This window comes from Streptomyces sp. NPDC048643 (assembly GCF_040650615.1).
In the GTDB taxonomy this organism is placed as follows: Bacteria; Actinomycetota; Actinomycetes; order Streptomycetales; family Streptomycetaceae; genus Streptomyces.
Genome location: NZ_JBEZHO010000065.1, coordinates 1 through 24,861 on the forward strand (window position 1 = coordinate 1; position 24,861 = coordinate 24,861).

Sequence of the window (24,861 nt, forward strand, 5' to 3'; positions counted from 1 at the left end):
CCCCTCGCCCGGGGCCCCGAGCGTGCCGGCGCCCCCCCCACTTCTTTCAGCTACTGCCTAGCGGGGAGCCTTTCAGCTCTGGCCGCCGGCGAGCTTCTCGCGCAGAGCCGCCAGGGCCTCGTCCGACGCCAGGGCGCCGGAGTTGTCGTCCGACTCCGAGGAGTACGAACCGCCGCCGCTGCCACCGGACGCGGCCGGAGCCGCGGTGGAGGTGCTGGCGCCCTCGGCCTCGGCCTGAGCGTCGGCCTCGCGGGACTTGATGACCTGGGCCTGGTGCTGCTCGAAGCGCGTCTGCGCCTCGGCGTACTGCGTCTCCCACACCTCACGCTGGGACTCGAAGCCCTCGAGCCAGTCGTTGGTCTCCGGGTCGAAGCCCTCGGGGTAGATGTAGTTGCCCTGGTCGTCGTACGACGCGGCCATGCCGTACAGGGTCGGGTCGAAGTCGACCGACGCCGGGTCGGCACCGAAGGCCTCGTTGGCCTGCTTCAGCGAGAGGCTGATGCGGCGGCGCTCGAGGTCGATGTCGATGACCTTGACGAAGATCTCGTCGTTGACCTGGACGACCTGCTCCGGGATCTCCACGTGGCGCTCGGCCAGCTCGGAGATGTGGACCAGACCCTCGATGCCCTCGTCCACGCGGACGAACGCACCGAACGGAACGAGCTTCGTGACCTTACCCGGGACGACCTGACCGATCTGGTGCGTCCGGGCGAACTGCTGCCACGGGTCTTCCTGCGTCGCCTTGAGCGACAGGGAGACACGCTCGCGGTCCATGTCGACGTCGAGGACCTCGACGGTGACTTCCTGGCCGACCTCGACAACCTCGGAGGGGTGGTCGATGTGCTTCCAGGAGAGCTCGGAGACGTGCACCAGACCGTCGACGCCACCCAGGTCCACGAAGGCACCGAAGTTGACGATCGAGGAGACGACGCCGGAGCGGACCTGACCCTTCTGCAGGGTCGTGAGGAACGTCTGGCGAACCTCGGACTGGGTCTGCTCCAGCCAGGCACGGCGGGACAGGACCACGTTGTTGCGGTTCTTGTCCAGCTCGATGATCTTGGCCTCGAGCTCCTTGCCCACGTAGGGCTGGAGGTCGCGGACACGGCGCATCTCGACGAGGGAAGCCGGCAGGAAGCCACGGAGGCCGATGTCAAGGATGAGTCCACCCTTGACGACCTCGATGACGGTGCCGGTGACGATGCCGTCCTCTTCCTTGATCTTCTCGATGGTGCCCCAGGCGCGTTCGTACTGGGCGCGCTTCTTCGAGAGGATCAGGCGGCCTTCCTTGTCCTCCTTCTGGAGAACAAGGGCTTCGATCTCGTCGCCGACCTTGACGACCTCGTTCGGGTCGACGTCGTGCTTGATCGAGAGCTCGCGGCTCGGGATGACACCTTCGGTCTTGTAACCGATGTCGAGCAGGACCTCGTCCCGGTCGACCTTCACGATGACGCCGTCGACGATGTCGCCGTCGTTGAAGTACTTGATCGTCTCGTCGATCGCGGCGAGGAAAGCTTCCTCGTTACCGATGTCGTTGACCGCTACCTGCGGCGTGGTAGAGGTGGTCTCGGTGCTGCTCGTCATGTGGGAAAGGGCTCCGGTACGGACAGTGAGTCGTAGGTACTGCTTACGCCGGGAGCCCGTTTCGCCCTGTAGAAGCCGGACAGCCAAAGAAACGCCGAACCCGGAAAAACACCGGTGGCGCCTCGAGAACCGAGGGGACATACATACAGATGCGAGCGTTACCTGCTACGTCTGAGGAGCGCAGGCCCGCAGCGCAACTTGTAGCATACGGGGGCAGCCGGGCAGGGTCAATGCGCGAAGGCGCACACCCGGGGCGGATCGCCGCAATCCCGGCACAAGACCTGTCTCACGAGGCCACGCGGGCAGCCGAACACCTCTGCCGTGACACGCCCGAGACGGGTTGGACGGAAGAGTACGACGAGGGAGCCGATCATCCAAGAGCCCGAACCGTTCGAACCGGAAGCCACCCGACGCGCCGCCGATCTCACCGAGAGTTCGCGGGCGAACCGGGGCTGGTGGGACCGGAACGCGGACGAGTACCAGATCGAACACGGCACGTTCCTCGGTGACGACCGGTTCGTGTGGAGCCCCGAGGGCCTCGACGAGGTGGAGGCCGAGCTGCTCGGCCCACCGGAGGATCTCAAGGACAAGGACATCCTGGAGATCGGCGCCGGTGCGGCGCAGTGCTCCCGCTGGCTGGCCGGCCAGGGCGCGCGCCCGGTCGCCCTGGACCTCTCGCACCGCCAGCTCCAGCACGCGCTGCGGATCGGCGGCGGGGTACCGCTCGTGCAGGCGGACGCCTGCGCGCTGCCCTTCGCGGACGCCTCCTTCGACCTCGCGTGCTCGGCGTACGGAGCGCTGCCGTTCATCGCCGACCAGGTGCTGGTGCTGAGCGAGGTGCGCCGGGTGCTGCGCCCGGGCGGCCGTTTCGTCTTCTCCGTCACCCACCCGATCCGCTGGGCGTTCCCCGACGAGCCCGGTCCCGAGGGTCTGTCGGTGTCCGCGTCCTACTTCGACCGCACCCCGTATGTGGAGCAGGACGACGAGGGCCGCGCGGTCTACGTCGAACACCACAGGACGGTGGGCGACAGGGTACGGGACGTGGTGGCGGGCGGTTTCCGTCTGGTCGACCTCGTCGAGCCGGAGTGGCCCGCCTGGAACACCCAGGAGTGGGGCGGCTGGTCCCCGCTGCGCGGCAACCTCATCCCGGGCACGGCGATCTTCGTGTGCGAACGGGACTGAGCCGGGCGGGACGAGGACAGCGGCGTACGGAGACAGCGGCGATAGAGGGGCGATAGAGGAGAGAACGCGCACGCGCGCGTGGGTGCTCACGCGCCGCACGCGCGCGTGAGCACCCGGTTTGACGCGCGTACGAGACTGGGGGCGTGATCCGTTACGACGCCCTGGACGTCCTGCCCGTACGCGGTGCCCTGCCCGGTCTCGACGACGCCCTGGAGGGGCACGGCGGGGCGGTGCTGGTGGCGCCGCCCGGCACCGGCAAGACGACGCTGGTGCCGCTGGCGCTGGCCGGGCTGCTGGACGACGGGCGCCCGCCGCGCCGGGTGGTGGTGGCCGAGCCGCGGCGGATCGCGGCCCGGGCGGCGGCGCGGCGGATGGCGTGGCTGCTGGGCGAGCAGGTCGGTGAGAGCGTCGGCTTCACCGTGCGCGGGGAGCGGGTGGTCGGTCGCCACGCGCGCGTGGAGGTCGTCACGACGGGTGTCCTGCTCCAGCGGCTCCAGCGGGACCAGGAGCTGTCGGACGTCGACGTCGTCGTGCTGGACGAGTGTCACGAGCGCCATCTGGACGCCGACACGGTGGCCGCGTTCCTTCTCGACGTGCGGGCGGCGCTCCGTCCCGAGCTGCGGCTGGTCGCCGCGTCCGCGACGACGGACGCGGGAGGCTGGGCCCGGCTGCTCGGGGACGCCCCGGTCGTCGAGGCGCAGGGTGTCTCCTATCCGGTCGAGGTGGTGTGGGCCCCGACCGCTCGTCCGGTCCGGCCGCCGCACGGGATGCGGGTGGACCCGGCGCTCCTGACGCATGTGGCGTCGACGGTGCGGCGGGCGCTGGCCGAACGGACGGGTGACGTCCTGTGCTTCCTTCCCGGCGTCGGGGAGATCGCGCGGGTCGCGGGACAGTTGGGCGGCCTCGGCGACGTCGACGTCCTCCAGGTCCACGGGCGCGCGCCGGCCGCCGTGCAGGACGCGGTGCTCACGGCGGCCGCGCGGCGCCGGGTGGTCCTCGCGACGTCGGTGGCCGAGTCGTCGCTGACGGTTCCCGGGGTGCGCGTGGTGGTGGACTCCGGGCTGGCGCGCGAGCCACGGGTGGATCACGCGCGCGGCCTGAGCGCGCTGACGACCGTACGGGCCTCGCAGGCCGCCGGACGGCAGCGGGCGGGGCGGGCCGGGCGGGAGGCGCCGGGCGCGGTGTACCGGTGCTGGGCGGAGGCGGAGGACGGCCGGCTGGCGCGCTTCCCCGCGCCCGAGATCAAGGTGGCCGATCTGACGGCGTTCGCGCTCCAGGCGGCCTGCTGGGGCGACCCGGAGGCGACGGGGCTGGCCCTGCTGGATCCGCCGCCGGGCGGGGCGATGGCGGCGGCCCGGTCCGTCCTGTCCGCGGTGGGTGCGGTCGACGCCTCCGGGCGGGCCACCGAGCGCGGTGTCCGCATGTCCCGGCTGGGCCTGCATCCCCGGCTCGCGCGGGCGCTGCTGGACGCGGCACCGGAGGTGGGCGCGGCGCGGGCCGCCGACGTGGTCGCGCTGCTGAGCGAGGAGCCGCCGCGCGAGTACGGCGACGACCTGGCCGCGGCCTGGCGCGCCGCTCGGCGCGGCGGTGACGCCTACGCGTCCCGCTGGCGCACCGAGTCCCGCAGGCTGAGGTCGGCCGCGGCCGACGCGGGCTCCGGGGCGAGCCGCGGGCTGTCGTCCGCCGCCGCGCCCTCCCGGAAGGCCGCCGACACCGGCGACGGAGAGCGTGGCGACGGGACGGGGCACGGGTCGGCGCCCGGGGACGACCGCGTGGTCGGGCTCGTCGCGGCGCTGGCGTTCCCCGAGCGCCTCGCGCGCGTGCAGGGCGCCTCGCATCTCATGGTCAACGGCACCCGTGCCGACGTCGGGGAGGGTTCGGCGCTGCGGGGTGCTCCCTGGCTGGCGGTGGCCGTCGCCGACCGTCCCGTCGGGAGCGGACACGCGCGCGTGCGGCTCGCCGCGGTCACCGACGAGGGCACGGCACGGCGGGCCGCCGCCGGACTGCGCTCCGAGGGCGACGAGGTCCACTGGGCGCAGGGTGATGTCGTCGCGCGGCGGGTGGAGCGGCTGGACGCGGTGGAGCTGGCGGTGCGGCCGTTGCGCAACGCCGACTCCGGGCTCGTACGGGAGGCCTTGCTGGAGGGGCTGCGGGAGGAGGGGTTCGGGCTGCTCCGGTGGTCGGCGGACGCCGAAGTGCTGCGGCAGCGGCTGGCGTTCGTGCACCGACGGCTCGGCGCCCCGTGGCCGGACGTCTCCGACGAGGCGCTGCACGCGCGCGTGGAGGAGTGGCTGGAGCCGGAGCTGAGCCGGGCCCGGCGGCGGGCGGACCTGGCGCGGATCGACGCCGGGCAGGCGCTGAACCGGCTGCTGCCGTGGTCCACGGGAGAGGCGGGCCGGCTCGACGAGCTGGCGCCCGAGCGGATCGGGGTGCCGAGCGGTTCACGGATCCGCGTCGACTACGGCGATCCCGAACAGCCGGTGCTCGCCGTGAAGTTGCAGGAGATGTTCGGTCTGCAGGCGTCGCCCGCCGTCGCCGGGGTCCCGGTGCTGGTGCACCTGCTCTCCCCCGCCGGGCGGCCCGCCGCGGTGACGGCCGACCTGGCCTCCTTCTGGAAGGACGGCTACAAGGGCGTGCGGGCGGAACTGCGGGGCCGGTATCCGAAGCATCCGTGGCCCGAGGACCCGGCGACCGCGGAGCCGACGCGGTACACGAACGCGCGGCTCAGGCGCTGACGGGTTCGGGGTCGGTGGCCGGGGCCGGTGCGGTGTCGTCGGGCCTGCGGCCGCGGGCCTCCAGGTAGAGGGACAGGGCCAGCAGGGCGACGCCGAGGGCGAGGAAGCCCCAGGGGAGGTACGAGGTCAGCAGCAGGATGAGGGTGCGGTTGGACTTGACCAGGTCGACGGTGTGCTCGATGTAGTCCTCGCGCATCTTCACGTGCCCGGAGAAGGCGGTCACCTTGTCCCGGCCGCCGAGAAGGGTGCCGCCGCGCAGCTCCTCCTTGTGGATCTCCTCGCCGTAGACGGGTGCTCCGGTGAGCGGTTCGACCCAGAACCTGCGGACGGTGGTGTACCAGCGGGTGGTGCCGGTCTTGGCGACGGACTCCGGGGTGATGCCCTGGACGGGCATGATCTTGGGGAACGTCACCTTCGTCCAGGGGATGGTCTGCTCGAAGTAGTAGACCTTGACGCCCCGGAAGGTCCGGGTGTTCTCGTAGTGGATCGGCGCCGAGGTGCGGGTCTGCGCGTCGAAGTACTCGTAGTCCCGTTTCTCCGTCCGGAAGGGCCACTTGAACTCGATGCCCTCGCGGGTGACGGGGTCGCCGTCGACGGACTCGCCGGTGGCGTGGACGGGGTCCTGGCTGTGGGCGTCGAAGATGTAGCGCTCGGGGAGCTTGGAGACCATCTTCCCGTCGGGGCCCTGGACGTAGGAGAGGGAGTCCCAGACGACGACGTCGCGGCCCGCGGTGCGTTCGATCCGTTCGGAGGCGTCGACGTTGCCCTTGAGGGTCTGCACGATGGTGACCTTGGGGACCTTCTTCGCCTGCATGGTGCCGTAGTCGAGGAGGGTCGCGTCCTTCGCCTCCAGGACCATGTCCTGGTACTGGTCGGCGGGGACCTTGGCCAGCCGCGGGAACGCGTACCAGCGCAGCAGCGGGGACAGCGCCGTGAAGAACACGGCGAGCGCGAGCAGGATCAGGCTTGCCTTGCGGCGCATCTCGACGGCCCTCCCGGTGCGTGGGTCAGGGGTGCTTGGGGACGGTGGTGAGCATCGGCTTCGGCGAGGTCTGGCCGGCCGGCGAGCCCATGGCCGTGATGGTCAGGACCAGCGCGAGCGCCACGGCGAAGCCGGTCGCGGCGGCGATGAGGGCACGCATGCGGGCCTCCCGAGGGCCAGGAGCTGATACATCGTCAGGTCCGGCACCGTAGCAACGGGCGCGTGAGATGAGAACACGTCGCACAGCACCTCACGCGCACAACGCGGCAGGGCGCCCCTCCGCCGGTGACGGAGGGGCGCCCTGAACGCGTGAGCGGGCCGTGCTCGCCGTCAGGCGGCGGGCGTCTGCGACGCCTCGGGTGCGGCGGCGACGGTGAGTTCGACGGTCAGTGTCGCGCCGCCCGTCGTGGTGATGCGGAGCAGGAAGGTGCCGGTGGTGTCGTCGGCGTACAGCTTCGGCAGCTTGAGGAGGCCGTCGGCGTCCGTGGTGAGGTCCTTCAGGGTGCGGACGGTCTTGCCGTCGGCGTCCTTGAAGGAGGGGCCCTTGTCGTTCTCGGTGGCGTCGTCGGCGGACTTCACGAGGGTCGCGGTGGCGGCGACCTTGCCGGCGACGGCGCCCTTGTAGGTGGCCTTCACCTCGACCTGGTCGGCGAACTCGCCGCCGGGCACGCAGGTCAGCGCGGTGTCACCGGTGCGGGCCAGGGTGTCTGCCTGACGTGCGGTGACGGTCGCCTTGTGGTCGAGGCCGGCCAGGGTGCGGCCCACGACGGTGGCGCGGACGGTGAAGTCGCCGGTCTTCTCGCCCGCGACGAGCCCGGGGGCGGTGGCCGTGCCCAGCCCGTTCGTCATCACCACGGCGACGTTCTCGCCGCCGGTGAAGGTGGCGTCCGTGTCGCCGACGATGGTGAAGCGGACCCGGACCCGCGCCACGGCCTTGTCGGACTTGTCCTCGGTCCGCACCACGATCTTCTGCGCGAAGGCGCCCCCCGCCGTCGCGGTGAGCTTCCCGCTGCCCCCGTCCGCCAGGTGGTCCACCGTCTCGGTGGGCGTCGGCGGGGTGGTGGGAGGCGGCGTGGTGGGGGGCGTGGTCGGCGGGTTGGTGGGCGGCGTCGTCGGGGGCGGCGTGGGCTTGGACGGCTTCGACGGGTGGCCGGGGTGCGAGGACGCGGGCGGCGTGGTGCCGGGGCCGGCCCCAGGGCTCGGCGTGGTCGCGTCGTCGCTGTGGTGCGAGGGCAGCGTGCCGGTGCCGTCCGGCACCTCGTGCGTGCCCCTGCGGTAGAACTCCAGCCACGACAGGACGGTGTTGAGGTACGCCGTCGAGTTGTTGTAGCTGAGGATCGACTGGTTCATCTGCGCCTGGACCGACATGTCGTGGTCGAAGCGGCACAGGTAGTGCCCGGCGGCGAGGGCCGCGTCGTAGATGTTGTTGGGGTCCTTCTTGCCGTCGTCGTTGCCGTCGCGGCCCGCCCAGTCCCAGGTGGAGGGGATGAACTGCATGGGGCCCACCGCGCGGTCGTACGTGCTGTCCCCGTCGTACGCGCCATGGTCGGTGTCGCTGATGCTGGCGAAGCCGTTGCCGTTCAGGACGGGCCCGAGGATCGGCGACAGGGTCGTGCCGCTCGCGTCGACGCGGCCGCCGCGGGCCTGCCCGGACTCGACCTTGCCGATGGCGGCGAGCAGCTGCCAGGGCAGGTTGCAGCCGGGCTTGGACGCGCGCAGCGACTCCTCGGCCCTCTTGTAGGCGTCGAGGACGCTCGCGGGAATGCCCGCCTCCGCGGCGCCCGTGGCGGCCGGCGTCCCGCTACCGGCGGTCGGCGAGGGCTTCGGGCTGTCGAGCGGCGGCAGGTCCGTGTAGTACCGCGAGTTGCCGGTCGCGCTGCCGTCGTCACCCGTGGCGCTCGCGTCCTGGCCGACGTCGGCTCCGGTGGTCTGTCTTCCGTGGTCGTCGGCGGTCACTCCGGGCGCCTGCGACGCGGACAGAGCAGCGACCGCGACCGCGGCCACAGCGGTGGTAGCCGCGCCTGTGCGCAGCCTCCTGCCGAATTGCGCCGCCATTGAGTGAACCCCTCCCACCGACGGCCGGGCGAGCCTGCCGTCTCTCCGATGTCAGTGCGCTCCCGGTCCCGGTGCGCGTCCCGCCGCTCTCGTGTTCTCCCGCTGTTCGACCGTGCTCCCCGGCACGGTGACCCAGGCGACCCTACGACAACTTCCGTCGCGCGGGGACCCGTTCGCGCCCGATATTCACCACTTGGCCATGTCCCGCCGTCCTCCATAATGGCCGTCAGTGATCAACCGGCCGGACATACCGGGCCAACAGTCGCCACAGGGGGACGACTTGCCTTTCACGCTCAGTCACGCGGCGGCGGTCCTCCCTGCGCTGCGCGGGGACGGGAGCGGGCGCGGCCGGCTGGTTCCCGCCGTCCTCGTGGCCGGCTCCTTCTCCCCCGACCTGACCTACTACGCGGCGAGTGTGCTGCCCGGTGCGATGGAGTTCGGCTCCTTCACCCACGCGTTCACCGGGGTGTTCACCGTCGACGTACTCATCGCGTGGGCCCTGGTCGGCGCGTGGCTGGGCGTGCGGGAGCCGCTCGTCGCGCTGCTTCCGGCGGCCCTGCAGGGGCGGCCTGCCCGGCTGGTGCGCTGCGGGGCACCGCGGAGCCGGCCGCGTCCGGAGCCGGCCCTGTGGTGGTACGTCTCGGCCACGCTCGGCGCGCTGACGCATGTGGTGTGGGACGCGTTCACGCATCACGACCGGTGGGGCGTGCGGCTCTTCCCCGTCCTCGGCCGGGACCTGGCGGGCGCGCCGCTCTACTGGTACCTCCAGTACGGCAGTTCGGCGGTGGCGGCCGTCGTGATCGTGGGCTTCACGGTGGCCGCGCTGCGCCGCACCCCGGCCGGCCCGGCCCTCGGGGTGCCCGTGCTGTCCACCGCCGACCGGTGGCCGGCCTGCGCGGTCGTCGGGGGCTGTGCGCTGGCGGGCGCGGTGCAGCGGGCGGTGCGCTGGTGGGCGTACCGGGGGCCCGGTGCGAAGCCGTGGGAGCTGATCCCGACCCTGTGCTTCGGCGGCGGCGCGGGACTGGTCCTCGGTCTCGGCCTGTACGCCGTGGGGGTCAGGGTGTGGCGCCCTGCTCCGGCTCGTCCCAGCCCGGCAGCGGCCCGTACGGAGCCGAGCCGTCCGACCGCTCGCTGACCGCCGCCTCGGGGGCGGGAGTCGGGGGCAGGCCGCGTCCGCGGGCGAGGCCGCGGTGCACGGCCTGCGCGATGCGTTCGATGGTGCGGACCCCGTACGCCATCGTCGGGTTGTCGTGTGTCAGGACGACGATGCGGTAGGTGCGGGCGGGGCCCGTGAAGGCGCCGACGCTGTGGACGCGCCAGCCGTGGGTGGCGCGGGGCAGCCAGCCGTTCTTGAGGTGGGCGGTCAGACCGCGCGGCATCCCGGAGGGCACCCCCCAGCGCTGGTCGCCGCGGACCTCGGTGAGCAGCCGCAGGCCGTAGCCGCGGGTCTTCAGGAACGAGCGGGCGTCGGTGAGCACGTCCAGCAGGCGCATCTGGTCATCGGCCGTGGTGCGGGTCAGACCGAAGTAGCCCTTCGGACCCAGGACCGTCCGGCTCGTCCCGGCCCGGCTCAGGAAGCGCGACAGACAACCGCGGCCGAGGTCGGTCCACAGACGCACGGCGGACGCGTTGTCGGACCGGGTGATCATCGGGCGGACGTTGGCCACCTCCCAGCGGGTGAGCCGGCGCCGCAGACTCTCGGCCCGCCGCAGCGCACCCTCCATGATCATCACCTTGGCGATGCTCGCCGCGTCGTACTGCCGGTCACTGGCGACCGCGCAGCTGAGCCCGGAGCTGTCGTCGTGCACCGCGACGGACACCGCGCCCCGGCGGGCCGACAGCGCCGCCTGGAGGTCGCGGGACATCCGGGCCGCGAGGTCGGGGTCCCGCGGGGCACGGCAGACGGCCGGCACCTGGGCGGTACCGGCGTTCGCGGCGACCGCGGGCACCGGCGCGAGCAGCACCGGGACGACGGCCGCGGTCACCGTCACGGTCGCGACCACGACGGTCGCGGACATGGCCGTACGGCGGTGGAGCGTGCGTATACCCATGCCCGCATCCTTACGGGCCCCCCGCACGGTGGGCCCGCTGCGAGAGCCACGCGAGTGACACCACAGCCGACGACTGTGGGCAACGCGGGTGACGGGCGGCACGGGGCGGCCAGCTCGCCGGGGGCCTGTGGGGTGCCGGGCGACGTGGGCACCCCGCGCCGGGCGTCAGTCGGAGCAGGGAGAGACGTGGACGGGCGGGCGCCCGGAACGTGGATCGCCCGCACCCCGCCTGTCGGGGCGCGGAGATCCTGTCCGGCTGCTCGTCCCCCGCGCGTCCTGTCCCTGACGGACGGGCGCGGGGGCGCGCCCTCCCGGCAGGCGGAGACGACCGACGGGAGCGGCCCCGGCACCCGAGAGGTGTCGGGCCCGCGGCCGTCGGTCGCGAGGCGGTCAGTGTGCCGCGGACTCCCAGTCGGGGCCCGAGCCGACCGAGACGTCGAGCGGAGCACGGAGCCGGACCGCGGACGCCATCTCGCGGCGCAGCAGCTCCTCCGTCCGCTCGCGCTCCCCGGGGGCGATCTCCAGGACGATTTCGTCGTGCACCTGAAGGAGCATCCGGGACTTGAGGTCCGCCTCGCGCAGCGCCCGGTCCACGTTCAGCATCGCGATCTTGACGATGTCGGCGGCCGTGCCCTGGATGGGGGCGTTGAGCGCCATGCGCTCGGCGGCCTCACGGCGCTGCCGGTTGTCGCTGTTGAGGTCGGGCAGATAGCGGCGGCGCCCGAAGAGCGTCGCCGTGTAACCCGTGGCACGGGCCTCGTCGACCGCCCGGCGCAGATAGTCCCGCACTCCGCCGAACCGCTCGAAGTACGTGTCCATCAGCGCACGGGCCTCGCCCGCCTCGATGTTCAGCTGCTGGGAGAGACCGAACGCCGACAGCCCGTACGCCAGGCCGTACGACATCGCCTTGATCTTGCGGCGCATCTCCGCGTCGACACCGGACCGCTCCACCGAGAACACCTGCGAGGCCACCGTGGTGTGCAGGTCCTCGCCGGAGGTGAACGCCTCCAACAGGCCCTCGTCCTCGGACAGATGGGCCATCACCCGCAGCTCGATCTGGCTGTAGTCCGCGGTCATCAGGGACTCGAAGCCCTCGCCCACCACGAACCCCCGGCGGATCGCGCGGCCCTCGTCGGTGCGCACCGGGATGTTCTGCAGGTTCGGATCGGTCGACGACAGGCGGCCGGTCGCCGCCACCGTCTGGTTGTACGTCGTGTGGATCCGGCCGTCCGCGGCGATCGACTTGATCAGGCCCTCGACCGTGACGCGCAGCTTCGCCTGCTCACGGTGCCGGAGCATGATCACGGGCAGTTCGTTGTCGGTCTGCGCGGCCAGCCAGGCCAGCGCGTCCGCGTCCGTCGTGTAGCCCGTCTTCGTCTTCTTCGTCTTCGGCAGGGCCAGCTCGCCGAAGAGGACCTCCTGGAGCTGCTTGGGCGAGCCGAGGTTGAACTCGTGCCCGGCCGCCGCGTGCGCCTCCTTCACCGCCTGCTGCACGGCGCCCGCGAACATCTGCTCCATGGCCTCCAGATGGGCCCTGTCCGCCGCGATGCCGTGCCGCTCCAGACGGGCGAGCAGGCTGGAGGTGGGCAGCTCCACGTCCCGCAGCAGGTCGGCCGAGCCGACCTCCTGGAGCTTCCCCTCGAACGCCTCGCCCAGGTCGAGGATCGTGCGGGCCTGCGCCATCAGCGCGTCGGCCTCGGCCCGCTCGTCCGTGCCGAAGGCGAGCTGTCCGTCGACCGCCGCGGCCGGTCCCAGCTCACGCCCCAGGTACTCCAGGGACAGCGCGTCCAGCGCGAAGGAACGACGGCCCGGCTTGACCAGGTAGGCGGCGAGCGCGGTGTCCATCGTCACGCCCTCGATGGTCCAGCCGTGCTCGGCGAAGACCCGCATCGCGCCCTTGGCGTTGTGCAGGACCTTGTGGTGCGCCGGGTCGGCGAGCCATCCCGCGAACGCGTTCTCGTCGGCCGCGTCGAGCTGCGCGGGGTCGAACCAGACGGCCGGCCCCGCGCCCGCGGCCAGCGCCACCTCGGCGACGGAGCCCGTACCCAGCCCCCAGGTGTCGACCGTGGACATGCCGAGGACGGCCGAGCCGTGCTCGGCGAGCCACGGCTTCAGCTCGCCGGCGCCCAGCACCGCGCCGTCGACCTCGACGCCCGGGGCGGCCGGCTGCTTCTCCTCGGCCTCCTCGGCGCCCGGATCGACCGCGAGGAGCCGCTCACGCAGCGACGGGTTCCGGATCTCCAGGGTGTCCAGGACCATCGCGAGGGCCGTGCGGTCGTACGCGACGCGCTCCAGGTCGGTGACCGTCCGGGGCAGCTCGACGTCCTTGACCATCTCGGTGAGCCGGCGGTTGAGCTTCACCGCCTCCAGGTGGTCGCGCAGGTTCTGGCCGGCCTTGCCCTTGACCTCGTCCACCCGCTCGACGAGGTCCGCGAACGAACCGAACTGGTTGATCCACTTCGCGGCCGTCTTCTCACCGACACCGGGGATGCCCGGCAGGTTGTCCGACGGGTCACCGCGCAGCGCCGCGAAGTCCGGGTACTGCGCGGGCGTCAGCCCGTACTTCTCGAAGACCTTCTCCGGAGTGAACCGGGTCAGCTCCGAGACCCCCTTCGTCGGGTACAGCACCGTCGTGTGCTCGGACACCAGCTGGAAGGAGTCACGGTCGCCGGTGACGATCAGCACCTCGAAGCCCTCGGCCTCGGCCTGCGTCGCCAGCGTCGCGATGATGTCGTCGGCCTCGAAGCCGTCGACCGCGAACCGCTGCGCGTGCATCGCGTCCAGCACCTCACCGATCAGCTCGACCTGCCCCTTGAACTCGTCCGGGGTCTTCGACCTGTTCGCCTTGTACTCGGTGAACTCCTCGGAGCGCCACGTCTTGCGCGACACGTCGAACGCCACCGCGAAGTGCGTGGGCGCCTCGTCGCGCAGCGTGTTCGCCAGCATCGACGCGAAACCATAGATGGCGTTCGTCGGCTGGCCGGTCGCGGTCGTGAAGTTCTCCGCGGGCAGCGCGAAGAACGCGCGGTAGGCCAGCGAGTGCCCGTCCATGAGCATCAGGCGCGGGCGGCCCGTACCTGCGGTCTTCTCGGTCTTCTTCGATGCTGTCTCTGCCACACCCCGATCCTGCCACGGTCCACTGACATCGAGAGCCGCCCCGGCCCGCCCCGCTCTCCCGGGCCGGAAATCCCGCGGCCCGCCACCGGCGCTTCCGGCCACGCGTGCGAGGATCGAAGAGCTACCAGGAGACGCACACCGATGTGCGCACGCGAAGGGGGTCCAGCGATGGCCAGCAAGCCGCCGGCCGGCGATCCGGTCCAGGACGCGCCGCAGGTCGCAGCGCCGAAGCACGCCGCGGCCGGGCTGCCCGCCATCGGACACACCCTGCGTATCGCCCAGCAGCAGATGGGCGTCCGCCGCACCGCGCTCACCCTGCTCCGCGTCAACCAGAAGGACGGCTTCGACTGCCCCGGCTGCGCCTGGCCCGAGCCGGAGCACCGGCACACGGCGGAGTTCTGCGAGAACGGCGCGAAGGCGGTCGCCGAGGAGGCCACGCTGCGCCGGGTCACCCCGGACTTCTTCGCCGCGCACCCCGTCTCCGACCTCGCCGGCCGCAGCGGCTACTGGCTCGGCCAGCAGGGCCGCCTCACCCATCCCATGTACCTGCCCGAGGGCGGCGACCACTACGAGCCGGTCGACTGGCAGCGCGCCTTCGACATCGTCGCCGGGGAGCTGAAGGACCTGGCCTCCCCCGACGAGGCCGTCTTCTACACCTCGGGGCGCACCAGCAACGAGGCCGCGTTCCTCTACCAGCTCTTCGCCCGCGAGCTCGGCACCAACAACCTGCCCGACTGCTCGAACATGTGCCACGAGTCGTCGGGCTCCGCCCTCTCCGAGACGATAGGCATCGGCAAGGGCAGCGTCCTCCTCGACGACCTCTACCAGGCGGACCTGATCATCGTCGCCGGGCAGAACCCCGGGACGAACCACCCGCGCATGCTCTCCGCCCTGGAGAAGGCCAAGGGCAACGGCGCGAAGATCATCACCGTCAACCCGCTGCCCGAAGCGGGCATGGAACGCTTCAAGAACCCGCAGACCCCCCAGGGCATGCTCAAGGGCGCCGCGCTCACCGACCTCTTCCTGCAGATCCGCCTCGGCGGCGACCAGGCCCTCTTCCGCCTGCTCAACAAGCTGATCCTCGCCACCGAGGGCGCCGTCGACGAGACGTTCGTCGCCGAACACACCCACGGATTCGAGGAGTTCGCCGAGGCTGCGCGGGCCGCCGACTGGGACGAGACGCTCACCGCGACCGGCCTCACCCGCGACAGCATCGACGAGGCCCTGAAGATGGTCCTCGCCTCGAAGCGCACCATCGTCTGCTGGGCGATGGGCCTCACCCAGCACAAGCACTCCGTTCCGACCATCCGCGAGGTCGTCAACTTCCTCCTGCTCCGCGGCAACATCGGGCGCCCCGGCGCCGGCGTCTGCCCGGTGCGCGGCCACTCGAACGTGCAGGGCGACCGCACGATGGGCATCTTCGAACGCCCCGCGCCCGCCTTCCTCGACGCCCTGGAGAAGGAGTTCGGCTTCGCGCCGCCCCGCGAACACGGCTACGACGTCGTCCGCGCCATCCGGGCCCTGCGCGACGGCGAGGCCAAGGTCTTCTTCGCCATGGGCGGCAACTTCGTCTCCGCCTCCCCCGACACCGACGTCACCGAGGCGGCCATGCGGCGCGCCCGGCTGACCGTCCACGTCTCCACCAAGCTGAACCGCTCGCACGTCGTCACCGGCGCGCGCGCCCTCATCCTGCCGACCCTCGGGCGCACCGAACGCGACCTCCAGGGCAGCGGCGAGCAGTTCGTGACCGTCGAGGACTCGATGGGCATGGTGCACGCCTCCCGGGGCCGTCTGGAGCCCGCCAGTGCGCACCTGCTGTCCGAGCCGGCCATCGTGGCCCGCCTCGCCCGCCAGGTCCTCGGCGAGGCCAGCGCCACCCCCTGGGAGGAGTTCGAGAAGGACTACGCGAGCATCCGCGACCGCATCGCGCGCGTGATCCCCGGCTTCGAGGACTTCAACGCGCGCGTGGCCGACCCCGCGGGCTTCGCGCTCCCCCACGCCCCGCGCGACGAGCGCCGCTTCACCACGGCCACCGGCAAGGCGAACTTCACGGCCGCGCCCGTCGAGTACCCCGCGCTTCCCGCGGGCCGCCTGCTGCTGCAGACCCTGCGCTCGCACGACCAGTACAACACCACCATCTACGGCCTCGACGACCGATACCGGGGCATAAAGAACGGCCGCCGTGTCGTCCTCGTCAACCCCGACGACGCCCGCGAACTGAAGATCGCCGACGGCTCGTACGTCGACCTCGTCGGCGAGTGGAAGGACGGCGTGGAACGGCGCGCGCCCGGCTTCCGCGTCGTGCACTACCCGACCGCCCGGGGCTGCGCGGCCGCCTACTACCCGGAGACCAACGTGCTGGTCCCCCTGGACGCCACCGCCGACACCAGCAACACCCCTGCCAGCAAGTCCGTGGTCGTCCGTCTGGAACAATCGACAGCCGACTGAGCGTTCGCTCAGTGAGGGCGGCCACGACGCGGTGGTCCACGACGAACGGAGCAGGACCCGATGGGCGAACAGCACACCCCGACGTTCCCGCAAGAGGTCATCGACGAGTACGCGGCACTCGGCGTCGACCTGCCCGCCCTCTTCTCCGCGGGCCACCTCGGCAACCGCATGGGCGTCCAGATCGTCGAGGCCTCCGCGGACCGTGTCGTCGGCACCATGCCCGTCGAAGGCAACACCCAGCCCTACGGCCTGCTCCACGGCGGCGCCTCCGCGGTCCTCGCCGAGACCATCGGCTCCGTCGGCGCCATGCTCCACGGCGGCATCACCAAGATCGCCGTCGGCGTCGACCTGAACTGCACCCACCACCGCGGCGTCCGCTCCGGCCTCGTCACCGGCGTCGCCACCCCCGTCCACCGCGGACGCACCTCGGCGACGTACGAGATCGTCATCACCGACGAGGACGGCAAGCGCGTGTGCAGCGCCCGCCTGACCTGCATCCTCAAGGACGCACCCCAGAGCTGACACCCCCGACCCCGCCGGGTCCCGGACCAGGGCTCGGCGGGCGGGCACCGACACGGAACGGCCGCGGCGCGAAGCCGCGGCTCCCCACGGTCAGGCACGTCCGCGGACCCGCCTGACCGTGAGCCCCTGAGCCTCCTCCAACTGCGGCCTTCCCGCGGCCCATTGGCGGAGCCCCCCGCCCCGGCCCCGACGTGAGACGTGACCGGCATCGGGCCCGTCGAGCGGTCCCCCTCGGACGCGGCCGACAGCCCCCACCAGGACACGTCCGACGACCCGCCGACGTCGAACCCCACACGTCTCGGCGCACGTTGGGCCGAACTCCCGCGCGCACACCGGCGGCCTCGCCCGTGCCCCGGCCGTCGTCGCGACCGCAACCATCGGCTGCCTCACCCCGTGGCCCTCCCCGGCCCCGCCCGCGCCGAACCCCTCCCCGTGGTCCGCCGACGTCACCGCCCCGTACTGCAAGGGCCGCGGCCCCCGGCCCACTTCCTACCGATTCGAAGTCGACGCCGCCCGCGCGGCACCCCTGTCGCCATCCGCCAAATCGGTTCCGGACACCCCGAGTTGGCCGCCGCCACCCCACCCCGGCTGCCACTGACAGTAAGGGCCGGAGCGCCCCGAACGATCACCGTCCGTCTCTCCGTATACGAGCGCGCCGCCCTCCCGCCGGCCCTCGACCTCCCCCACCTCGACCGGCTCCCCAGCAACAGGACCGCACAGCAGCAGCAAAGTTTTCTCTTCGGCGGCGCCTACCCCCGCGCCCCGTGGAGCGACCTGCACGCCCTCCACCACCCCAACCCGCCCTCGCTCGCCTCCACTTCACCCGGACGAGGAGCCCCGAACGAACTCACACGGCAGTAACACTCGGTTACCTCTGCCGTAACGAAGCAATGCGCGCGCCGGGAGCCGCCGCACCGCGCACCCCCGACAGGACTCCGCCCCGACACCTCCCCCACACCCGCCGCACCCCGCCACGAACCCGGATCAGGGCGTTCTCACCATGCGAACACGCAGTCACCACCGACCCGCACACCGAAATGCTCCGATCGTCCGCCCCACACCCGCGAGAGCAGCCCCCGCATAACAAGAGCGTCACAGCCTTCCCCACGCTCCTGCCCACTCCCCCTACCTGCGCTTATAGTCACGGCCAGTCACCGCGCCGCCGGGCGCGTCTACTGCACGGCCCTGCTACATCCAGTACGGCCCGGCGAGACACACGGCCCCCACCCTGGGGTGCCGCGCCAGGGAGAGGATTCAACGTGCGACAGCGTTCCATGGTCATACTCACCGCCGTGCTCACTACGGGAGCACTCACGCTGACCGCCTGCGGCTCGCGCGACGACGACGGCGACAGCAAGGGCAGCGACAAGAAGACCGAGATCATCATCGGCGTCGACGCGCCGCTGACCGGCCAGAACTCGGCCACCGGCCTCGGCATCCAGGGTGGCGTCCAGATCGCCGTCAACGATGCCAACAAGAACAACACCGTGCCCGGCGTGACCTTCAAGGTCCAGGCCCTCGACGACAAGGCCATCCCGGCCCAGGGTCAGTCGAACGCCACCCAGCTCGTCCAGAACGACAAGGTTCTCGGCGTCGTCGGCCCGCTCAACTCCGGTGTCGCGACCCAGATGCAGCAGGTCTTCGCCACCGCCAACCTGGTCGAGATCTCGCCGTCCAACACGGCCCCCGAGCTGACCCAGGGCAAGAACTGGCAGACCGCCAAGTCCCGCCCGTTCAAGACCTACTTCCGCACCGCCACCACCGACGCCCTCCAGGGCGGCTTCGCGGCCGACTACGCGTACAACACCCTGAAGAAGCGCAAGGTGTTCGTGGTCGACGACAAGCAGACCTACGGTGCCGGCCTGGCCAAGCTCTTCAAGGCCGGCTTCACCAAGTCCGGCGGCAAGGTCGCGGGCGAGGACCACGTCAACACCGGCGACACGGACTTCTCGGCCCTCGTCACCAAGATCAAGAACTCCAAGGCCGACCTCGTCTACTACGGCGGCCAGTACGACGAGTCCGAGAAGCTCACCAAGCAGCTCAAGGACGGCGGCGCCAAGGTCCCGCTGTTCGGCGGCGACGGCATGTTCAGCGACACCTACATCCAGACCGCCGGCAAGACCTCCGACGGTGACCTCGTCACCTCGGTCGGCCAGCCCGTCGACTCCCTGCCCTCGGCCGCCGACTTCATCAAGAAGTACAAGGCCTCCGGCCTCAAGGGCGACTACGGCACGTACGGCGGCTACTCCTACGACGCCGCCACCGCCATCATCAAGGCGATCGGCGCCGTCGTGAAGGACGGAAAGGTCCCGGACGACGCCCGCTCCAAGATCGTCGCCGAGGTCCAGAAGACCAAGTTCGACGGCATCGCCGGCCCCGTCTCCTTCGACGAGTACGGCGACACCACCAACAAGCAGCTCACCGTCTACCAGGTCGTCGACGGCAAGTGGAAGGCCGTGAAGAGCGGTACCTTCAGCGGCTGATCAGCACCACCCCGGGCCACCAGGCGGTTCGGTCACCGAGGGCCACGGCCCGACCGAACCGCCGACCCGGTCCACACCACCGGGACAGGCCCTCAGCACCACCCCGGGCCGCGCGGCCATGACCACACGTCACCGCGCGGCCCGATCCATACGCCCTGCTCACACTCCCCACCACATGGAGGCCATGCGGTGAACACCCTGCCGCAGCAGCTGGCCAACGGGCTGTTCCTCGGCTCGATGTACGGGCTGATCGCCATCGGCTACACGATGGTGTACGGCATCGTCCAGCTCATCAACTTCGCCCATGGCGAGATCTTCATGACCGGCGGCTTCGGCGCACTCACGGTCTACCTCTACGTTCTGCCCAACGGCACATCCATGTGGATAGCCCTGCCGGCGATGCTCATAGGCGGCGGAATCGTCTCCGTCCTGATCGCCGTCGGGGCCGAACGCTTCGCCTACCGACCACTGCGCGGAGCGCCACGCCTCGCCCCGCTCATCACGGCCATCGGTCTGTCGCTCGCGCTCCAGCAGCTCGTCTTCAACTGGTACCCGGAGGCGAAGAACGACATCAAGTTCCCGCAACTCCCCTTCGGGCCCGTGCACATCGGCTCCATCAGCATCCAGAGCGGCTCCGTCTTCGTCATCATCGCGGCCCCCCTCTGCATGGCGGCCCTCGCCCTCTTCGTCAGCCTCTCCCGCACCGGCCGCGCCATGCAGGCCACCGCGCAGGACCCTGACACCGCGCAGCTCATGGGCATCGACACCAACCGCATCATCGTCATCGCCTTCGCCATCGGCGGCTTCTTCGCCGCCGTCGCGGCCGTCTCCTACGGCCTGCGCTACGGCACCGTCAAGTACGACATGGGCTTCCAGATGGGCCTCAAGGCCTTCACCGCGGCCGTCCTCGGCGGCATCGGCAACATCTACGGCGCCATGATCGGCGGCCTCGTCCTCGGCCTCGCCGAGACCATGGCCACCAGCTACATCGACGGCATCCCCGGCATGCAGCAGCTCGGCGGCGGCGGCTGGTCCTCCGTCTGGGCGTTCGTACTCCTCATCCTCGTACTGCTGTTCAGGCCACAAGGCCTCATCGGCGAACGCGTCGCGGACAGGGCGTGAGCACCATGGCAACCACAGACACCACCACCCCCGTCCGCGGCCTCGTCGCGCTCCCCCAGACCGCGGCCCGCGCCCTCATCGCCGTCGGCGCCGTCGCCACCATCGCCAGCACGTTCATGTCCTGGACCTACACGTCCGACTTCCCCGGGGACCTCACCTACTACGGCTCCCCCGCCGGACTCCAGATCCTCGACCTCGTCGCCGGCGTCCTCACCCTCCTGTTCGCCCTGACCCTCTTCGACGTCCGCGGCCTCGGCTGGCTCAACCCGGCACGCGCCACCCAGCCCGTGCTCCTCGCCACCACCGCCGCGTTCGCCGTCAGCTGGTTCAGCGCCATCGCCATCGCCGTCGACCTCAAGGGTCTCGTCGCACTCGACCCCGGCGCCTACGTCGCCGCAGTCGGCTCCGCCATCGCCCTGGTCGGCGCCCTCGCGCTCCCCAAGCCCGGTGACACCTTCAAGGACTTCGTCACCAAGCCCGGGCGCATCCCCCCGGCGGCCAAGCTCCCCGCCTGGGGCGAACGCCTCGTCATCACCGCGGCCACCGCCCTCGCGCTGATCGTCTTCGCCTATGGCGTCGGCGTCGACCCCGACGCGAGCGAAACGTTCCTGGGCTACATCCTCCTGGTCGTCTTCGGCACCTGGTCCCTGTTCGCCGCAGGACTCTTCGACCGCTTCGCCCAGCTCAACGCCGGCCACAAGGGATTCGCCACCTCCATGGCCTTCCTCGCCGCCGCGCTCTTCCCGTTCGTCGAGAACAACGAGCACAACTCCAACCTCGGCGTGAACATCCTCGTCGTCGCCACCGTCGCCCTCGGCCTCAACATCGTCGTCGGCCTCACCGGCCTCCTCGACCTCGGATACGTCGCCTTCCTCGGCGTCGGCGCCTACGCCGCCGCCCTCGTCTCCGGCTCCGAGTTCTCCCGCTTCACCGGCGTCCAGTTCCCCTTCTGGGCCGCCATGCTCACCGGCATGCTCGCGTCGCTCGTCTTCGGCGTCCTCATCGGCGCCCCCACCCTGCGACTGCGCGGCGACTACCTCGCCATCGTGACCCTGGGCTTCGGAGAGATCTTCCGCATCACCGTCAACAACCTCGACGGCACCTCCGGCCCCAACCTCACCAACGGCCCCAACGGCATCTCCATGATCCCGGACCTCACCATCTTCGGGTTCAACTTCGGAAGCGCCCACGACATCGGCGGATTCTCCCTCGGCCGATTCGCGAACTACTTCCTGCTGATGCTGCTCATCACCGCGATCGTCGTCCTCGTCTTCAACCGCGCCGCCGACTCCCGGATCGGCCGCTCCTGGATCGCCATCCGCGAGGACGAGACCGCCGCCACCGCCATGGGCATCAACGGCTTCCGCGTCAAGCTCATCGCCTTCGCCCTCGGCGCCTCGCTCGCCGGCCTCGCCGGCACGGTCAGCGCCCACGTCGGCTACAGCGTCAACCCGGCCCCGTACCAGTTCGCCGGCTCCGTGCCCCCGAACTCCGCGTTCCTCCTCGCCGCCGTCGTCCTCGGCGGCATGGGCACCGTCAACGGACCGATCCTCGGCGCCACCCTGCTCTACATGCTCCCCGAGAAGCTCAGCTTCCTGAAGGAGTACCAGCTCCTCGCCTTCGGCATCGCGCTCGTCCTCCTCATGCGCTTCCGCCCCGAAGGCATCATCGCCAACCGCCGCCGCCAACTCGAGTTCCACGAGAGCGACGACACCATCCACATCCCCGAACAAGGCCTGCCCGACTCCACCGTCGGCGTCACCAAGGCAGGGGCGTAACCACCATGACCACCACCACAGCCCCCAGCCCCGTCCTCGAAGCCACCGGCGTCACCATGCGCTTCGGCGGCCTCACCGCCGTCCGCAACGTCGACCTCACCGTCAACGCCGGAGAGATCGTCGGCCTCATCGGCCCCAACGGCGCGGGCAAGACGACCTTCTTCAACTGCCTCACCGGCCTCTACGTCCCCACCGAGGGCAAAGTCGCCTACAAGGGCACCGTCCTGCCCCCCAAGCCCCACCTCGTCACCAGCGCCGGCATCGCCCGCACCTTCCAGAACATCCGGCTCTTCGCCAACATGACCGTCCTGGAAAACGTCCTCGTCGGCCGCCACACCCGCACCAAGGAAGGCCTCTGGTCCGCCCTCCTGCGCGGCCCCGGCTTCCGCAAGGCCGAAGCGGTCTCCCGCGAACGCGCCATGGAACTGCTGGAGTTCATCGGCCTCGAACACAAGGCCGACCACCTCTCCCGCAACCTCCCCTACGGCGAACAGCGCAAGCTCGAGATCGCCCGCGCCATGGCCAGCGAACCCGGACTCCTCCTCCTCGACGAGCCCACCGCCGGCATGAACCCGCAGGAGACCCGCGCCACCGAAGACCTCGTCTTCGCCATCCGCGACCGCGGCATCGCCGTCCTCGTCATCGAGCACGACATGCGCTTCATCTTCAACCTCAGCGACCGCGTCGCCTGCCTCGTCCAGGGCGAAAAGCTCGTCGAAGGCACCTCCGAGGTCGTCCAGGGCGACGAACGCGTCATCGCCGCCTACCTCGGAACCCCCTTCGAAGGCGCCCCCGGCGACGAAGAACTCGCCGAGGTCGAAGCAGCCGAAGCCGCCGGAGCCGCCCCCGCCACGACGACCACCCCGGTCACCGAGGCAGCGGACACCGCCCCGACCACGGAGCCGACGGAAGCAGCAACGGAGACCGAGATCCCGGCTACCACCGAGGCCACGGAAACCCCCGCGGCGGACGACGACACCGACGCCACCGCCGAAGCCGCCCCGGCCGAAGGAACGCCCGCCGCTCCCGAAGCCCCCGCCGTCACCCCGGCCGACGCCGACGAGCCCGACGCGCACGGCAGCAGCACCAGCAAGGAAGGAAACGCCCAGTGACCGCACTGCTCGAGGTCGAAGACCTCAAGGTCGCCTACGGCAAGATCGAAGCCGTCAAGGGCATCTCCTTCACCGTCGAAGCAGGCCAGATCGTCACCCTCATCGGCACCAACGGCGCCGGCAAGACGACCACCCTGCGCACCCTCTCCGGGCTCCTCAAGCCCAGCGGAGGCCGCATCACCTTCGACGGCAAACCCCTCGCCAGCGTCCCCGCCCACAAGATCGTCGCCCTCGGACTCGCCCACTCCCCCGAGGGACGCCACATCTTCCCCCGCCTCACCATCGCGGAGAACCTCCAGCTCGGAGCCTTCCTCCGCACCGACAAGGCCGGCATCGAGAAGGACATCCAGCGCGCCTACGACCTCTTCCCCATCCTCGGGGAACGCCGCAAGCAGGCCGCCGGAACCCTCTCCGGCGGCGAACAGCAGATGCTCGCCATGGGCCGCGCCCTCATGTCCCAGCCCAAACTGCTCATGCTCGACGAACCCTCCATGGGCCTCTCGCCGATCATGATGCAGAAGATCCTCGCCACCATCGCCGAGCTCAAGGCATCCGGCACGACCATCCTCCTCGTCGAGCAGAACGCCCAGGCCGCGCTCTCCCTCGCCGACCAGGGACACGTCATGGAGGTCGGCAACATCGTCCTCTCCGGCACCGGACAGGACCTCCTCCACGACGAGTCCGTCCGCAAGGCCTACCTCGGCGAGGACTGACCCACGCGGCCCCGCCGCACACACGGAAGAGGCCCGCACCCTCGGGGGGTGCGGGCCTCTCCGTACGCTCTGCGAAAGCCTCGAAACCGAGGACTAACCCTTCGACGCCTTCTTCTCGTCGGCGTCCTGAATAACCGCCTCGGCAACCTGCTGCATCGACATACGACGGTCCATCGACGTCTTCTGGATCCACCGGAACGCCGCCGGCTCCGTCAGCCCGTACTCCGTCTGCAGCACCGACTTCGCACGGTCCACCAGCTTCCGCGTCTCCAGCCGCTGCGTCAGATCCGCGATCTCCTGCTCCAGCGCCTTCAGCTCCGTGAACCGCGACACCGCCATCTCGATGGCCGGCACCACGTCACTCTTGCTGAACGGCTTCACCAGGTACGCCATCGCGCCCGCGTCCCGCGCACGCTCCACCAGGTCGCGCTGCGAGAACGCCGTCAGCATCAGCACCGGAGCGATCGACTCCTCGGCGATCTTCTCCGCCGCCGAGATGCCGTCGAGCTTCGGCATCTTCACGTCGAGGATCACCAGGTCCGGCTTGTGCTCACGGGCCAGCTCGACGGCCTGCTCACCGTCACCCGCCTCACCGACGACGGTGTAGCCCTCCTCCTCGAGCATCTCCTTGAGGTCGAGACGGATCAGCGCCTCGTCCTCGGCGATGACGACACGGGTCGTCAGCGGAGGCACGTGCGACTTGTCGTCGTCGGGCGCGTCTACGGGCTGGGGCGACTCGGGGGCGGTCACGGGGGCTCCTCGTTGCGGGCCGGGCAGGTATTGCTGCTGCACAAGAGCCTACCTAGCTGCAACGGGCTGTGGTGACCCGGTATGCTTCCCGACAGCTTCCCAGCCCGCCCGGTTGGAGGAACTGGTCAGACTCGCGGCACTCAAAATGCCGTGCCCTTTGGGCATGTGGGTTCGAATCCCACACCGGGCACCTCTCCAAGAAAGCGGAGGTTCACATTCTCGTGAACCTC

General features: G+C 70.9%; 18 protein-coding genes and 1 tRNA gene. 12 read left to right on the forward strand and 7 right to left on the reverse strand.

Going from position 1 to position 24,861, the window contains the following annotated elements:
- Window positions 1-72 precede the first annotated feature (72 nt).
- Window positions 73-1,581: a 30S ribosomal protein S1 gene (gene rpsA / locus AB0C62_RS37860; RefSeq protein ID WP_362981194.1), complete on the reverse strand. Its 1,509-nt coding sequence runs from the start codon at window positions 1,579-1,581 to the stop codon at window positions 73-75.
- Window positions 1,582-1,902: 321 nt separating this feature from the next.
- Between rpsA and AB0C62_RS37865 the strand changes: the two genes are divergently transcribed.
- Complete coding sequence (locus AB0C62_RS37865) at window positions 1,903-2,763, forward strand: class I SAM-dependent methyltransferase (RefSeq protein ID WP_362981196.1); 861 nt, start codon at window positions 1,903-1,905, stop codon at window positions 2,761-2,763.
- A 143-nt stretch (window positions 2,764-2,906) separates the two neighbouring features.
- Window positions 2,907-5,498, forward strand: coding sequence for an ATP-dependent helicase HrpB (gene hrpB, locus AB0C62_RS37870; protein WP_362981198.1), 2,592 nt, complete (start codon window positions 2,907-2,909; stop codon window positions 5,496-5,498).
- Here hrpB and AB0C62_RS37875 read toward each other — a convergent pair.
- From AB0C62_RS37875 to AB0C62_RS37885, 3 genes are all read right to left on the reverse strand, one after another.
- The gene (locus tag AB0C62_RS37875; protein ID WP_362981200.1) at window positions 5,488-6,480 is read right to left on the reverse strand and encodes a DUF3068 domain-containing protein; all 993 of its coding nucleotides are present in this window, start codon (window positions 6,478-6,480) and stop codon (window positions 5,488-5,490) included. The two genes, hrpB and AB0C62_RS37875, sit on opposite strands and share 11 nt — an antisense overlap.
- Before the next feature lie 25 nt (window positions 6,481-6,505).
- Window positions 6,506-6,640 (reverse strand): SPW_0924 family protein, encoded by a 135-nt coding sequence (locus AB0C62_RS37880; protein WP_355869885.1) that lies wholly within the window; start codon window positions 6,638-6,640, stop codon window positions 6,506-6,508.
- A gap of 170 nt (window positions 6,641-6,810) precedes the next feature.
- Window positions 6,811-8,535 (reverse strand): lytic transglycosylase, encoded by a 1,725-nt coding sequence (locus AB0C62_RS37885; RefSeq protein ID WP_362981202.1) that lies wholly within the window; start codon window positions 8,533-8,535, stop codon window positions 6,811-6,813.
- A 280-nt stretch (window positions 8,536-8,815) separates the two neighbouring features.
- Between AB0C62_RS37885 and AB0C62_RS37890 the strand changes: the two genes are divergently transcribed.
- Window positions 8,816-9,670 (forward strand): DUF4184 family protein, encoded by an 855-nt coding sequence (locus AB0C62_RS37890; RefSeq protein ID WP_362981204.1) that lies wholly within the window; start codon window positions 8,816-8,818, stop codon window positions 9,668-9,670.
- Here the strand turns inward: AB0C62_RS37890 and AB0C62_RS37895 are convergent.
- Entirely contained in the window at window positions 9,591-10,586 is a 996-nt protein-coding gene (locus AB0C62_RS37895; protein WP_362981206.1) for a serine hydrolase, read from the reverse strand. The two genes, AB0C62_RS37890 and AB0C62_RS37895, sit on opposite strands and share 80 nt — an antisense overlap.
- A gap of 390 nt (window positions 10,587-10,976) precedes the next feature.
- Window positions 10,977-13,703, reverse strand: coding sequence for a DNA polymerase I (polA, locus tag AB0C62_RS37900; RefSeq protein WP_362981208.1), 2,727 nt, complete (start codon window positions 13,701-13,703; stop codon window positions 10,977-10,979).
- A gap of 168 nt (window positions 13,704-13,871) precedes the next feature.
- Between polA and AB0C62_RS37905 the strand changes: the two genes are divergently transcribed.
- The 8 genes from AB0C62_RS37905 (at window position 13,872) to AB0C62_RS37940 (ending at window position 23,881) form a co-directional block, all read left to right on the forward strand.
- Window positions 13,872-16,151, forward strand: coding sequence for an FdhF/YdeP family oxidoreductase (locus tag AB0C62_RS37905; RefSeq protein ID WP_362981210.1), 2,280 nt, complete (start codon window positions 13,872-13,874; stop codon window positions 16,149-16,151).
- Between the two features lie 60 nt (window positions 16,152-16,211).
- Window positions 16,212-16,673: a hotdog fold thioesterase gene (locus AB0C62_RS37910; protein WP_266612847.1), complete on the forward strand. Its 462-nt coding sequence runs from the start codon at window positions 16,212-16,214 to the stop codon at window positions 16,671-16,673.
- Window positions 16,674-17,237: 564 nt separating this feature from the next.
- Complete coding sequence (locus AB0C62_RS37915; protein WP_362981212.1) at window positions 17,238-17,534, forward strand: hypothetical protein; 297 nt, start codon at window positions 17,238-17,240, stop codon at window positions 17,532-17,534.
- A gap of 413 nt (window positions 17,535-17,947) precedes the next feature.
- Window positions 17,948-19,156, forward strand: coding sequence for a branched-chain amino acid ABC transporter substrate-binding protein (locus AB0C62_RS37920; protein WP_362981250.1), 1,209 nt, complete (start codon window positions 17,948-17,950; stop codon window positions 19,154-19,156).
- Between the two features lie 189 nt (window positions 19,157-19,345).
- Window positions 19,346-20,278, forward strand: coding sequence for a branched-chain amino acid ABC transporter permease (locus AB0C62_RS37925; protein WP_362981214.1), 933 nt, complete (start codon window positions 19,346-19,348; stop codon window positions 20,276-20,278).
- A gap of 5 nt (window positions 20,279-20,283) precedes the next feature.
- Window positions 20,284-22,056 (forward strand): branched-chain amino acid ABC transporter permease, encoded by a 1,773-nt coding sequence (locus AB0C62_RS37930; protein WP_362981216.1) that lies wholly within the window; start codon window positions 20,284-20,286, stop codon window positions 22,054-22,056.
- A gap of 5 nt (window positions 22,057-22,061) precedes the next feature.
- On the forward strand, window positions 22,062-23,168 hold the full coding sequence (locus tag AB0C62_RS37935) for an ABC transporter ATP-binding protein (RefSeq protein WP_362981217.1): 1,107 nt from the start codon (window positions 22,062-22,064) through the stop codon (window positions 23,166-23,168).
- Window positions 23,165-23,881, forward strand: a complete 717-nt coding sequence (locus tag AB0C62_RS37940; RefSeq protein ID WP_164371610.1) for an ABC transporter ATP-binding protein — start codon at window positions 23,165-23,167, stop codon at window positions 23,879-23,881. The genes AB0C62_RS37935 and AB0C62_RS37940 overlap by 4 nt, the downstream gene beginning before the upstream one ends.
- Window positions 23,882-23,974: 93 nt before the next feature.
- Here the strand turns inward: AB0C62_RS37940 and AB0C62_RS37945 are convergent, their stop codons facing one another.
- Window positions 23,975-24,631, reverse strand: a complete 657-nt coding sequence (locus tag AB0C62_RS37945; RefSeq protein ID WP_351424782.1) for a response regulator — start codon at window positions 24,629-24,631, stop codon at window positions 23,975-23,977.
- A 106-nt stretch (window positions 24,632-24,737) separates the two neighbouring features.
- Here AB0C62_RS37945 and AB0C62_RS37950 point away from each other — a divergent pair.
- Window positions 24,738-24,821 (forward strand) — tRNA-Leu (locus tag AB0C62_RS37950).
- The last annotated feature ends 40 nt before the right edge of the window (window positions 24,822-24,861 follow it).

Coding starts and splice junctions, on each gene's coding strand:
- rpsA (WP_362981194.1), bottom strand. CDS start 1,581: ATGACGAGCAGCACCGAGACCACCTCTACCACGCCGCAGGTAGCGGTC.
- AB0C62_RS37875 (WP_362981200.1), bottom strand. CDS start 6,480: ATGCGCCGCAAGGCAAGCCTGATCCTGCTCGCGCTCGCCGTGTTCTTC.
- AB0C62_RS37880 (WP_355869885.1), bottom strand. CDS start 6,640: ATGCGTGCCCTCATCGCCGCCGCGACCGGCTTCGCCGTGGCGCTCGCG.
- AB0C62_RS37885 (WP_362981202.1), bottom strand. CDS start 8,535: ATGGCGGCGCAATTCGGCAGGAGGCTGCGCACAGGCGCGGCTACCACC.
- AB0C62_RS37895 (WP_362981206.1), bottom strand. CDS start 10,586: ATGGGTATACGCACGCTCCACCGCCGTACGGCCATGTCCGCGACCGTC.
- AB0C62_RS37905 (WP_362981210.1), top strand. CDS start 13,872: ATGGCCAGCAAGCCGCCGGCCGGCGATCCGGTCCAGGACGCGCCGCAG.
- AB0C62_RS37910 (WP_266612847.1), top strand. CDS start 16,212: ATGGGCGAACAGCACACCCCGACGTTCCCGCAAGAGGTCATCGACGAG.
- AB0C62_RS37920 (WP_362981250.1), top strand. CDS start 17,948: ATGGTCATACTCACCGCCGTGCTCACTACGGGAGCACTCACGCTGACC.
- AB0C62_RS37930 (WP_362981216.1), top strand. CDS start 20,284: ATGGCAACCACAGACACCACCACCCCCGTCCGCGGCCTCGTCGCGCTC.
- AB0C62_RS37935 (WP_362981217.1), top strand. CDS start 22,062: ATGACCACCACCACAGCCCCCAGCCCCGTCCTCGAAGCCACCGGCGTC.